Genomic DNA, 13183 nt, shown 5'->3' on the forward strand with positions numbered 1-13183 from the left:
ATGCAAAATTACCAACTAGTTTTGGCTTCAACCTCACCTTATCGACAACAATTACTAGAAAAACTGGCTATTCCTTTTGTTACCGCTAGCCCTGATTGTGATGAGACACCGTTGACTGACGAGACACCAGAACAGCTGGTGATGCGCTTAGCGACCAACAAAGCGCGCTCTTGCCAGCTATCATCACCAAGTCTAGTGATTGGTTCAGATCAAGTATGTGTTATCAATGGTCAAATCATTGGAAAACCATACAACCGAGAGACAGCGATTCATCAGTTACTGCAACAAAGTGGTCAAACCATCACTTTTTACACTGGTCTCGCGCTACACAATACTCAAACCGAACAAACGCAAGTCACTATCGATACTTTTAAAGTACACTTTCGTTCGCTGACACCAGATATGGTGGCTCGATATGTCGATAAAGAGCAGCCTTTCTACTGCGCTGGGAGCTTTAAAAGCGAAGGACTGGGCATTGCTCTCTTTGAACGTTTGGAGGGGGATGATCCCAATTCATTAATCGGTTTGCCACTGATTAAGCTAATTAAACTCTTAGAAAATGAACAGATTAGAGTGATTTAATCATCGAACGAATCTCACCACGACAATACACACCGAGGCGAGATTCATCCTCAAAGAACCATCAAGCTTGGCGCATTTGTCCTAATGCACGTTCTAAGGACGCGTCCAATGGTGCACTGATATCCATTTTGTCTCCTGTTGCGGGATGCATAAATTGAATATTGGCAGCATGTAAAAACAGTCGATTAATGGAAAATTGACTCACGTAGGCGTCAAATCGGCGATCACCATATCGGTCATCCCAAGCGATGGGATGACCCGTATATTGAGTGTGTACACGTATCTGGTGCGTTCGCCCTGTAATCGGGCTTGCTTGAAGCAAAGTTGCCTGGGCAAACTGTTCGAGCACTCTAAAACGAGTTTCTGATGGTTTACCATTAGGGTTTACCCGAACAATACTATTAATCTCATTTTTTAATAATGGTGCATTGACCACTTTAACATTCGCAGGCCAACGCCCCATCACCAATGCAAAATAGTATTTTTGTACCGTTTTCTCACGAAATTGCGCTTGTAAATGACGTAAGGCCGAGCGCTTCTTAGCGACCAATAGAATACCAGACGTGTCTCGGTCAATACGATGGACGAGTTCTAAAAAACGTGCCTGTGGACGCAATGCCCGCAAAGCTTCAATTGCGCCAAATTTTAAACCACTACCACCATGTACTGCCGTTCCAGAAGGTTTATTGAGAATCAAAAGATGATCGTCTTCATAGACGATACACGCTTCTAGTTCAGCAACGCGATTAAGCTTGATACTGGGTGCGGCCGGTTCTGAGTCATTGACCTCCATCGTCACCGGAGGAATACGGATGCTATCGCCTGCGGCCAGTTTATACTCAGCCTTAACGCGTTTTTTATTAACTCGCACTTCTCCTTTGCGCAAGATTCGATAAACCACGCTCTTAGGAATATTTTTTAATTGGTTACGCAAAAAATTATCAATGCGTTGACCAGCCATATCTTCATCGATATCGACGAACTGGACTTGGGTTTTAATTTCGCTCATAACCGCCATTTTAACCTTAATTGGCGGAAAATCACCTTTTTCTTCACAGGAAAAAACTACGTTTACGATAAATGCCACTTCAAACTGGCGAAAATAACAGCAAATCTTCGTTACACCTTGAAACACCTATGACAGTGAATCAAAGAATCACAAAGTTATTGACGTTTTTCGTGACGTAGACCTCGCGAACTGTGATCTTTTTGTACAGACCGTTAAAAAAATAAGGAGTTTCTTACAATGCCGATTGCTGAGTTTAGCAGTCACTGCTATAGTTCACAGCTGCAAAGTATGAAAGGTTTGGCATGTTGTTTAGCCTTTTATTCCTTGCAAAAATGTGAGTAGTTCTCTGACTATTGATGTGCAGCATATGGCGTAAGACACGATTGATAGCGGTTTTCTTGTTGTTCTACTCCTCGCCTTTTCATGTTGAGTACCTACCGCCACCGCGCGGTTCACAAGCAAACGTATGCTTGTGATAACTGAAGTGCCCTCAGAGCATCCCCTCCAGCCGGGAGGCTGTAATCAATAAGCCATGGGATCTGGCACCGTGAAAACGAAATACAACAACAAGAATAATAATCAAAACAAAGAAAAGATAACGAGATTTTAAATGAAAAGAATGTTAATTAACGCAACTCAAAAAGAAGAGTTGCGTGTCGCTTTGGTTGATGGCCAGCGACTGTTTGATTTAGATATTGAAAGTCCTGGACATGAATCCAAAAAAGCCAATATCTACAAAGGCCGTATCACTCGTATTGAACCTAGTCTCGAAGCTGCATTCGTTGACTATGGTGCAGAAAGACACGGTTTCCTCCCTCTTAAAGAAATTTCCCGCGATTATTTTCCTGAAGGTTACACTTACCAAGGTCGTCCAAGCATTAAAGAAGTGCTGCGTGAAGGCCAAGAAGTAATTGTTCAAGTTGAGAAAGAAGAGCGTGGCAGTAAAGGCGCAGCCTTAACCACCTTTATTTCATTAGCCGGAAGTTATTTAGTTCTTATGCCCAACAACCCTCGTGCTGGCGGAATTTCTCGCCGTATCGAAGGCGATGAGCGTACCGATCTAAAAACAGCATTAAGCACCTTGGTCTTACCACAAGGTATGGGACTTATCGTCCGTACTGCGGGAGTCGGAAAAAGTGCTGAAGAACTGGAGTGGGATCTGAATGTTCTCCTCAATCATTGGAGTGCCATTAAGCAAGCCTCTGAGTCCAACCCAGCGCCTTTTCTCATTCACCAAGAGAGTAACGTCATTGTTCGTGCGATCCGTGACTATTTACGTCGTGATATTGGCGAAATCCTCATTGATAGCAATACCATTTACGAACGAGCGCTTGAGCATATCCGTCTTATTCGCCCAGACTTTGCCAGTCGCGTAAAGAAATACGACGGTGAGGTTCCGCTATTCAGTCACTTCCAGATTGAAAGCCAAATTGAATCGGCCTTCCAACGTGAAGTTCGCCTGCCTTCTGGTGGCTCGATTGTTATTGACCCAACCGAAGCCTTAACGTCGATCGATATCAACTCGGCTCGTGCAACCAAAGGCAGTGATATCGAAGAGACTGCCTTAAATACCAACTTAGAAGCTGCGGATGAAATTGCCCGTCAATTGCGTCTTCGCGACTTAGGCGGCCTAGTGGTGATCGACTTTATCGATATGACACCAGTTCGCCATCAACGTGAAGTTGAAAACCGTTTACGTGAAGCCGTGCGTTTAGATCGCGCTCGCGTACAAATCGGGCGTATCTCTCGCTTTGGTTTGTTGGAAATGTCTCGTCAACGTTTAAGTCCTTCTCTAGCAGAAGCCAGTCATCACATTTGTCCTCGCTGCTCAGGCACTGGAGTTATTCGTGACAATGAATCACTGGCATTATCTGTACTGCGCCTTATCGAAGAAGAAGCACTAAAAGACAATACGGTTCAAGTTCTTGCCGTGGTACCTGTTTCAATCGCGTCTTATTTGCTGAATGAAAAGCGCCGCTCGATTAACCATATTGAACGTAATCAAGAAGTGAAAATCACCATTGTCCCTAACTCGGATATGGAAACGCCACATTTTGAAGTGCTACGTATTCGTGAAGGCGAAGAGCAAGAGATTCTCTCTTACTTGATCCCAAATAAACTGGAAGCAATGAGAGAAGCCGAAGGGAAAGAACTGACTGACGCTGAAATTAAACCTAAGCGTATTGAAGAGCCAGTACTGAAAGGTTTTGCTTCTCCAGCCCAAAATGCACCGACACCGAGGGTTCAAGTAGAAACAGCGCCAGCAGAACCAGTAACAGAAAAGCAGCCGACACTGGTCAGCCGTTTCTTTAAAGCACTATCAACGCTATTCAGCTCAACGTCTGAAGAAGTGAAAGAACCCGTTGTGCCCGCTCAAATAGAAACGAAACCCGCACAACCTCGTCGTGAGCGTAATGAACGTCGCCGTAATCCGCGTGATAAGCACAATAAACGCAAAGCGGATGACGTGGTTGAAAAGGCAGACAAAGAATCAGCAACGCCTGCACCACGTAAACAACAAGATCGCAAACCTGCCCAAGAGCGTCCTGAGCAGCCTCGTCGTAATAAACCACAACGAGACAACAACCAATCGCTCAAACTTCAAGAGCAAGGTCGTCAACTGGCTGAAGAAGCACAAAAAGAGGCCGTTCCATCCCCTCGTGCCGACAAAGCCATCACGCCAGACATTCAAGAAGTAAAACCAGCGGTTGTGAAAGAACGCCGTCAACGTCGTAAGTTGGAGAAGTCGATTCGCGTTAAGGATCAACAAACTTCAAATCCTGTCGTTGATGAGCCGATAGTGTTATCGCCTGATGCGGAACAAGCAATACCAACACTGGTTGACACCACACCATTAGCAGCTATTGAAAGCCCAGTCGACCAAGAGCAAACCAGTCATGCTGATGCTCAAGATCAAGACGAACAGAAACAACGCCGTAATCGCCGTTCACCTCGCCACTTACGTGCCAGTGGACAACGTCGCCGTCGTGGTCGTGATCGCCGTCCAAATCCTTTCCGCCTACGTAAAGGAGGAGTGGCATCGCCTGAAATGGCAATGGGTAAAGTCATGCCGCGTTATGACCTTGCTAAACCACATGGACAACAGCATCAAGCAGTAGCAACGCCAACAGAGGTAACGACCCATCAACCGTCTGTTGATCTCAATACTGAGGCTTCGCCAGTGACACCAACTGTCGTGCTCGGTGGATTTGCTTTCCCAGAAATGGCCATGGGTAAAGTGATCATTCGTCGTACTGAAACAGACGTTGTATCACAAGATGCGCTAGTCACGACCGTCGATAGTCAGCAAAGCGTTGTTGAGCAGCCTATAACAAGTGAAGCAACGCCTGATGCAGAAGTGCAGATTATCGTCGCTAGCGAGTCAATAGAGACCTCTGTTGAGAGCATAGAACAGTGTGCTCCACAATCAGAGACACAAAATGAGACCGTTGAAGATCTACAAGAGCCATTGGTGATCAGCGATACGGATATTGAACCTGTGATTGTTGAAACCGATGACTTATTACCTGAAGAAGCACCGATTGTCATTAACGCCCCTACGTTAACCAATCATGCTCGCAAACAAGGTTATGCGTTTGCTCCAATGGCAAAAGCCCCGGGTTCAGCAGACTTAAAAGAGATCAATGTCGTGGCAGCTCCAGTCCGTGACCAACGTTATCAGCCTCAAGGTGCTGGTAGCCAAGCTGCACGTACACAAGCAGCGGCAGGCATGACTAAACCTCAGTCTTTCTAACTCGTTATACCGATTAAAAAGGCGTCCTTATTAAGGACGCCTTTTTTATTCGTTAACTAACCACTCGTCAATCAATCTCTGTGACAAACTAAAAAGCATAACTTAAACTAAGCGTACTATAAATTTCATCGCGGCTCTTTCCTTTAGCAACCGTGCTGTTATTGATGTACTCCGTATCAAAAACCAAAGCTAAACGTTCAGCCAATTTATTGGATAATGAGCCTTTTATGCTCGTCGTTGTATTGCTATCACCATAATCGACTCGCGCTGACGCACCAATCGCTAAATTTTGGCTAATCGCACTTTGCGCTTGTACAAATGCATTCGCAATCCATTCATTATCACTACGTGAACCCTGCACCGTCGAAGAAGGCTGACGTACCGAATGACGAAAACCTGGACCTAAACCTAGATCCACTTTAGTGGTTTCTGTATCCAGTAATGTCGCCCCAAGTCCTCCAACTGCTAAAGCTTGATGACGATAGGTCGCATACTGATCATGCTCATACTTACTATTACCAAATACGAACAAGTGCCGGCTAACATCATGTTTAATATCGTAAATAAGACGATACTTGTTCGTACCATCATCATTACTGTCAGATTTATAGGAATAAAAGGTCGCTAATGCTAACTGCTGTCGCCATTGCCCCTGTTGATATTTAACCAGCGCACCTGAGTTTACCGACAGTGTTGATGCACTATTTTTAGAATAAATAAACCCAAGCTTAGCATCACCACTCCATGGGCTTTTTGTATCGGTAACGTCTGCTACAGCAAAACTAGAAGTCAATAATCCGATCCAGAGTGTACTCAATGAAAATGGAATCGTGTGTTTCATCATCAGCGTTTATCCGTTCATTAATCGAAATAAACGGTCACTCTAACAAACCTATTGAATACCTAAGTAAGAATTATGTTAAAATCTTTCTATATTCATCGACTTAACATAGATCATTATTGTTTTACATGCGTCATTCTCTTGATGGTAAATACGCTGCTCTATCGCTATCTCTTGAGCGTATGAAGGATAATTTCAGATCACCATCAAAATTGATTACATAAAAAAGCAGCCATATAACTGGCTGCTGAAATCAAGGTTCATCGAGAATCATTAAGCGTTTTTGAACGCTTTGATAGCCTGTAAATGCTGAGAGATTTTTTTGAATTTGTGTGGTTGCTCTTCATCCCATACAATCGAATAATAGGCTTGTAACTGCTGTTCCGTTTGCTGGTTATCTAAAACTGCATCCTGTCGTGATAAGAAAACTAGGCAGCGGCCTTTATTTTTCATGCGATACTGCTCAACACATTTCGTGGCAATATCTTCATACTCTTCTGGCCTGTCAATTTTGCCTTGCATATTGCGTTCTGGGTGCAAGTTGGGGTTAAACATTACTTGCTTAATACCACACAGAAAACCTATTCGCTCAGCCCAATATCCGCCTAATCCAACACCGCAAATCAGTGGATGGGGATCATCTGAACGTTCAATCGCGCGATGCACTTCTTTCAATAAATGCTGCATATCATGCTTAGGATGTTGTGTGCTATAGCTGATAAAGTGCACATCATCATCAATAAATTGCAGTTGTAAAATTTTCTCGTGATTGCCCGGACTGGTTGAATCAAATCCATGTAAATAAATAATCATACGCTTCCCCCCACTGCTTTGAATGTTTAATCTACCACGAAAGCTAGGGATTAAAATGTTATCTACTGCATTATTCATGACTTCAACTCAAGCTTGCTGAGAAAAAACCGCTAACGTTTGTTGTAATTTAACCGCTTGCTGCAAATAAGAGTCATCGCCCCAAAGCTGAAATGCGAGTAAATACCACAACATCGCCATCAATTGGCAGCGAGGTTGCCACATTTTTACACCAGCAATCCATTCATCAACCTGATCGATCTGACGATAGTGGCAATAACGAAATACAGATTCCAATAATGGCAGCTCAGTCGCTTCAATCATCAAAGCAAGATCCAAACGAGGATCAGCAAGAGTGGCGTACTCCCAATCGATCACTCGGTAGCCTATATGGGTTTGAATAATGTTGTAACCAGCAAAATCGAAATGACACAAACTCGCAGGTATTGACGAGCAACTCGGTGCTGATCGCCATTGATGATAGAGGGCTTCATACTCGGCACTCTTCAATTTATCGGATAGCTGCAACCAATAGTGATCGACACGTGCGGTGTAATTAAAAGGGGCTACGGGTAGACGAGTTACCGAGGTTTGATGGATCTTGGCGAGCAACGGAATTAATGAGTCACCGGGCAAGCCTTCCATCAACGCTTTACCCGCTACCCATTCAACCAATAATCCTTGATCATTAATGGTGATGGCTTTAGGTCCGAGCTGTGTTTGCTCTATCGCTTTTAGAATTTGATATTCTTGAAAACGAGAAATAGCGAACGCTTTAGTGATTGTGGTAACGGGCCGCCACACATAGTGCTCATCAGCAGAGTGTTCAATCCGCCAACAGCGATTGGTTAGACCACCGACTAGGGTTTGTGCATATTCTGGAGGAGAAGGAAAAAAGTGAGTTAATGACGCTAACGTCGTATCCAGTCGACATGCTTCACGCCACGACATTTTCGCCATCACTCACCTCATTACTGTATACTTACCAACCAAATAAGCTTCTAGACTGCTGTTTACGTATTTCTGTTTCATCAGCCCACTCAATCAAACCCGTTCTCAAGTCCATTAAGCGCATGGTCATTTTGTAATAGACATCTTTATCATTACCGGCACTTTTAACAATGCTTGATAAGTTACCGTACAGCATGTATTGCGCACCGACCATTTGTCCAAATTGAATCGCGGAACGTTGGTCAACCAACTCATCGGTATTTTGGAAATTCAGTTGCTTACGTACCGCTTCAACCCGATCCATATCGACAAACCGGAATTTACCTGAATTGAGCATTTTGGTACTAACAGTGTCAGTGATCGATTCAGTATCAATATGCTCACTGGTTTTATTCTTAATCCGTTCCACAAAGACGATAGGACGTGCATCGCGAGTGATCGCTGCTACGGAGCCCGACATCATCATGCTATCGACCATCTCTGCCGCGATTTTTTGTAAATCCGTAGAACCAAAGTCGACAGTTACTGTTTCCACCGCTTGTGCATCACCATAACTGACTCGGTTCGAACATCCGCCCAATAAAACCGCGACACCAAGCAGTGCAATTACACTCTTTCTCATGTTGTTTCCTCAATTCATCTGATCAATTAATTATTTAACTCACGGATTTGTAATCGAAACTGCGTTCCTTGCGGATTAACTGACACTTCTGACATGGTGCGTTGTTCACCGCCACGTAACATCAGTGCCTGCCAAGTTCCCGGCTGTGGATTAACTTCAAGCCCATTATCATCATACCAATAAAAACGATATTGAAGATGTTGATCACCGCGATAACGACTGAGTACTTGTACTACGCCTCGAGTATGACCATGAGCTTGAACGGTTTTAATCTCTTCTATTTGTACTCTTCCCGCCAGCACATTATCAGCAAATAACACCCGTTGACTCATACCATCAACTCGCATACCGGCGGTATTACTGGCACAAGCCGTTAGAAAAAAGAGCGCCAATACACTTACTATGATTGTTTTCATCATAACCTTCCTAGTTGTCGGTGCCAGATGGTGGCTTTACTTCCTTGCCGAGAAACCCACACCAAAGTCGTACCGCCTTCTGGCACATTAAAGGTATAGCTTAGACCATCAGAAGTCAGAGTTTGCTCACCTGATTTTACACTATGATGCGCCACATAAACACGACCGGGCAAAGTTATCCAACTTCGAGTGTCCGGTTGCTCGGTTAACGTATTAAACACATTCAGCAAAAGGCTACTCACCCCATCACCCTGTGTACTCTCTTTACGGATTTGATCTTTGGCAACCACCCGCAAAGCTTGACGAACCACCATACTCGGCATACGTTCGGAGAGGTCATGCCTTGCCATCAAATTAACATCGGTCAGTAAATCACTTGGTAACACTTGTTGATTTAAGAATAGTGGAGAAAAACGCGTCGGTGCGGCTGTTGGATAATAAGGTAACGCCAAAGAGTATAATACCGTATTCCCCCGCCGATCCGAGAGAGGGAGTGTCAAACGCCAATTCTGTCTCGCATCAACAACCCCCTGCTCCTCAATAATAATCACTTGACCTTGCTGAGCATGCAGCGCTGTTCTTTCACCATAGCGTTGCGTCAGTTGAGATAAATGCTCATTCATACCTAAACGCTTCGCGACCCGCATCGTACCATCAATCACGGCACGATTGGATGGCACCACCGCTAATGCTCGCCGATAATCAACATAAGCGCTGTTTAGGTCATCAGCGGCTTCATACAACAACGCCGACACGTACAACAGATAACCACTCTGTACTGCTTGTAGTGTCTCTCCTGCATCCGGGTATTGCGCTAAAATACTGCCAATATTGGGAGTAATACCGCTTGCTCGTAACTCTTTCTGTGCTTTTTCTAATTGCGCTTGACGGTTTTTACGAGCTTGCTCTTGTACCTGATTCGCGCGACGCATTTCAACCAATGCACTTTCTAATTGATTACTATGCAGGTAGTTCAAGCCCAAATAAAGGTGTAAAAAACCGAGCTCATAATCAGCAGGCGTATATTCTTGCAAGTTATCATTGATAGCCAATGCACCAGCACTGCTTGCTGTCGCACTTAATGAAATAACGGCTTGATCTTGCTGACGTTGAACAGCCGCATCAGATAAGGCGAATGCCGAACGACTCTGTTCAAATTGCTCAGCAAGTAAATAAACCCGCCCTTTTTCGAGATTATCTAAAATATCACCAGCGACATAATCCGATAACGTTGCACTAGCTTGAGCATAATCGCCCTCTTTTACGGTCTGATGTAATCGAGCATTTTGCGCACTGTAATGGCTAAATAAGTTACCAGCGGTAAAACTAGTACAAGCGCTCAGTAATACGCAGACCGAAAGCAAACTGCTGCGCAGCAGATAAACGTTCACTTGGTGTTTTCTCCCCCGCAAAACCAGCATCAACTCATCAACAACGGACCTAAAGGTCGGCCACCAACCAAATGCATGTGAATATGGTAAACCTCTTGACCACCGTGGGCATTACAGTTGACGATCAGACGATAGCCATCGGCTGCAATTCCTTCTTGCTTAGCTATTTTTTTAGCCACGGTAAAAAGACGTCCTAAGGCTAATTCATCCTCATCGGTCACATCATTCACAGTCGCAATCAATCGGTTAGGGATAATTAAAATATGGCTTGGTGCGCGTGGATTAATATCGCGAAATGCGGTAACCAGTTCGTCTTGATAAAGAATATCAGCAGGGATTTCTTTACGGATGATTTTGCTAAATAGGGTTTCTTCAGCCATGACATACTCCATTAATCGAGATGAATAAAATCGTTTCCGTTGAGTATGCGACAAGGGACGATAAAGCTCAATACAAAACACGGCCCACTTAACAGAATGGCTTTCAACTACTTACGCAACCGACGTTTTGCGGCCCGGATCATGAAATGCGTGTGTCATTATCAATACAATACTGACTAATTTGTTAATTTTTTATGACTGCCATTCATGCCATTTATTGTTGCACGTCAAACACGAGAAAGGTCACCCGATTGACAACGTTCAATCATACTAAGGGGCTGCGAGTCTGACGAAGAGTACAATCTTAAATGGAATGAATCTTGTTGAGTCATTTTGCTACAAAGTACTTCATGGAGAGAAATATGCAAGGTTCTGTTATTCGACGAATGTACGCAGGCTTTACACTGATCATTATTATGTTCGCCATTACCGTGACCATCATGATGGACAGCATGCGTCAGATCCACCAAAATTTCGAAGGTGTAACGAGTTCGGTATTACCACTGGTCTCGTTATCTAATCAAACCAGTGTCCAGCTCCTTTCTGCGGATAAATCGTTTAAAGATTTTTTGACCACCCAAAATGTTGAGCTGATGAATCAGCGCCGTCAGGAATTTACCCAAGCACAAAGTGAATTTCAGCTCTTGATTGATAAACTAGCCGCAGCGAGTGCTCAACATTCGGTACTCGAAGAGCGGATCAGCGCTTTACGAGAACTAGAACAACGCTACTTCAATGAAGCCTATTTAGCGATGACCAACTATCAAGCGATGTTTGATGCGCAGGCTAAAGTGCAACAATCGACTCGTGACTTTCAACGCCTGCATTCATCACTCAGTGTTGGTATGAGGGAACTGGTTGATCAACAGACCAGCGTATCGATAAAGATGATGGCGAATGGTTATTTTATGCGCCTAAGGGATGCCGAGCTAATCACCTCTGATGCCCTAGCAAGTTCAGATCGAGAGTTTGTCGATAAATCTCTCGCCAGAAATCGGCGCGCAGTCTCTCAACTCAATGATGCATTCAGAGGCCTAGCGGCTCAATTACCAGAACTTAACCGAAATTTTAGTGAATCTATTCAACAGTTCACTCTAGATGTAGGCCATAAAGGTGGCGTACTTGATCAGCATAATGAGTATCTACAAGCCCGCTATGCTCTGTATGATAATATTGCCAACCTAGCGAAGGATGTCGATAACGCCATGGTCATTTTAGACTCCTTTAACCAAGCAGCAACACAAGATTTAAATCATGCATTGTATGATGCGGGAGAAGTGTATGACTCTGGCGTCTATCGAGCGATTGCGATCGGTTTATTGGTCACTCTATTAGCCGCGGGGATTGGCTATCATATTGCTCATAGTGTAAGAAGCCCACTTAAATATATCCTCACAACCTTAGAAAGCTTAACCCAAGGCGACATGACCAAACGTATTGAAGTTCGCCATCATAATGAATTTGCTCGAGTGAGTTCGCACATTAACTCTTTAGCGGATAATCTGCATGATATCCTAATGAAGCTGAACACCGCATCCGATGATCTCACCCTGACTGCAAATACTAACCAATCAACATCACAACGTGCGCAAAATAAACTCAATAGCCAGCGTGAGCAAACCGCGAATGTCGCTACAGCAATGACCGAAATGGCTCATTCGGTACAAGAAGTGGCGAATAATGCACAAAACTCTTTGCATATGGTCCAACAAGTAGAAAGTGCGTCAGAATCTGGACGACGGATCATGAATGACAACATCACCACTATCAATCAACTTGAATCGCGCCTGACCGATTCTGTCAGTGCCGTCAGTGAACTGCATAAAATGAGCAGTAAAATTGGCTCGATTTTGGATGTAATTCGCAATATCGCCGAGCAAACGAATCTGCTCGCATTAAATGCGGCTATCGAAGCGGCACGCGCAGGAGAACAAGGACGGGGCTTTGCGGTTGTCGCAGATGAAGTGCGTGTATTAGCGCAGCGTACTACGCAATCGACATCTGAAATTGAAACCATGATCAGTAATTTACAATCCAGTTCAAATACGGCCAGTAAAGTGATTGAGAGCTGTATGCAAGATATGGATCAATCGGTAGAAAAAGCTTCAACGGCCAATAGTGCCATGGAGGAGATCCAAGCTCTGATCATCGAGATTAGCCAAATGAGTACCCATATTTCCCAAGCGGCACTCGAACAGAGTGAAACCACCAGCTCAATGGCTCGCAGTATTGAAGACATTAATCATATTGCCGATGAAAGCTATCAAGCGATGAGTGAAATCGCCCAAACCAGTGCGAATTTAACCCGTCTAGCCGAGCAACAAGGACAATTGGTACACCGTTTCACCTTGTAATTTATCCAACCATTATGTCCTGAGTTTTCAGGAACCACACCCAGCCCCATGATCATAGATACAGCTTGTGAAT

General features: G+C 44.2%; 11 protein-coding genes. 3 read left to right on the forward strand and 8 right to left on the reverse strand.

All coding sequences use genetic code 11. The annotated features are described in order from the left end of the window. On the forward strand, nucleotides 1-582 hold the full coding sequence (locus FKN93_RS05590) for a nucleoside triphosphate pyrophosphatase (protein ID WP_158138171.1): 582 nt from the start codon (nucleotides 1-3) through the stop codon (nucleotides 580-582). 61 nt (nucleotides 583-643) lie between these two features. Here the strand turns inward: FKN93_RS05590 and rluC are convergent, their stop codons facing one another. Continuing rightward, nucleotides 644-1591 carry a 23S rRNA pseudouridine(955/2504/2580) synthase RluC gene (gene rluC / locus FKN93_RS05595; RefSeq protein ID WP_040904874.1) on the reverse strand — a complete coding sequence of 316 codons (948 nt, stop codon included), beginning with the start codon at nucleotides 1589-1591 and terminating at the stop codon, nucleotides 644-646. A 610-nt stretch (nucleotides 1592-2201) separates the two neighbouring features. Here rluC and rne point away from each other — a divergent pair. Continuing rightward, nucleotides 2202-5345, forward strand: coding sequence for a ribonuclease E (rne, locus tag FKN93_RS05600; protein WP_199249803.1), 3144 nt, complete (start codon nucleotides 2202-2204; stop codon nucleotides 5343-5345). 88 nt (nucleotides 5346-5433) lie between these two features. Here the strand turns inward: rne and FKN93_RS05605 are convergent, their stop codons facing one another. The 7 genes from FKN93_RS05605 to hinT all read right to left on the reverse strand — a co-directional run bounded on the left by FKN93_RS05605 (nucleotide 5434) and on the right by hinT (nucleotide 10756). Beyond that, nucleotides 5434-6189, reverse strand: coding sequence for a DUF481 domain-containing protein (locus FKN93_RS05605; protein ID WP_158138169.1), 756 nt, complete (start codon nucleotides 6187-6189; stop codon nucleotides 5434-5436). 270 nt (nucleotides 6190-6459) lie between these two features. Beyond that, on the reverse strand, nucleotides 6460-6999 hold the full coding sequence (ycfP, locus tag FKN93_RS05610; protein WP_040904480.1) for an alpha/beta hydrolase YcfP: 540 nt from the start codon (nucleotides 6997-6999) through the stop codon (nucleotides 6460-6462). A gap of 87 nt (nucleotides 7000-7086) precedes the next feature. After that, nucleotides 7087-7956 carry a phosphotransferase gene (locus tag FKN93_RS05615; protein WP_158138167.1) on the reverse strand — a complete coding sequence of 290 codons (870 nt, stop codon included), beginning with the start codon at nucleotides 7954-7956 and terminating at the stop codon, nucleotides 7087-7089. Nucleotides 7957-7978: 22 nt separating this feature from the next. Further along, complete coding sequence (lpoB, locus tag FKN93_RS05620) at nucleotides 7979-8569, reverse strand: penicillin-binding protein activator LpoB (protein ID WP_040904483.1); 591 nt, start codon at nucleotides 8567-8569, stop codon at nucleotides 7979-7981. Between the two features lie 26 nt (nucleotides 8570-8595). After that, entirely contained in the window at nucleotides 8596-8985 is a 390-nt protein-coding gene (locus FKN93_RS05625) for a YcfL family protein (protein WP_040904485.1), read from the reverse strand. After that, the gene (locus FKN93_RS05630) at nucleotides 8985-10406 is read right to left on the reverse strand and encodes a hypothetical protein (RefSeq protein ID WP_249374154.1); all 1422 of its coding nucleotides are present in this window, start codon (nucleotides 10404-10406) and stop codon (nucleotides 8985-8987) included. Before FKN93_RS05630 ends, FKN93_RS05625 begins: the two co-directional genes overlap by 1 nt. Further along, nucleotides 10406-10756, reverse strand: coding sequence for a purine nucleoside phosphoramidase (gene hinT / locus FKN93_RS05635; protein WP_004395614.1), 351 nt, complete (start codon nucleotides 10754-10756; stop codon nucleotides 10406-10408). Before hinT ends, FKN93_RS05630 begins: the two co-directional genes overlap by 1 nt. A gap of 362 nt (nucleotides 10757-11118) precedes the next feature. On the opposite strand from hinT, the gene FKN93_RS05640 reads away from it, so the two are divergent. Beyond that, on the forward strand, nucleotides 11119-13110 hold the full coding sequence (locus tag FKN93_RS05640) for a methyl-accepting chemotaxis protein (protein ID WP_004395615.1): 1992 nt from the start codon (nucleotides 11119-11121) through the stop codon (nucleotides 13108-13110). The last annotated feature ends 73 nt before the right edge of the window (nucleotides 13111-13183 follow it).

The organism is Vibrio sp. A8-1, from assembly GCF_013048685.1.
In the GTDB taxonomy this organism is placed as follows: Bacteria; Pseudomonadota; Gammaproteobacteria; order Enterobacterales; family Vibrionaceae; genus Vibrio; species Vibrio metschnikovii.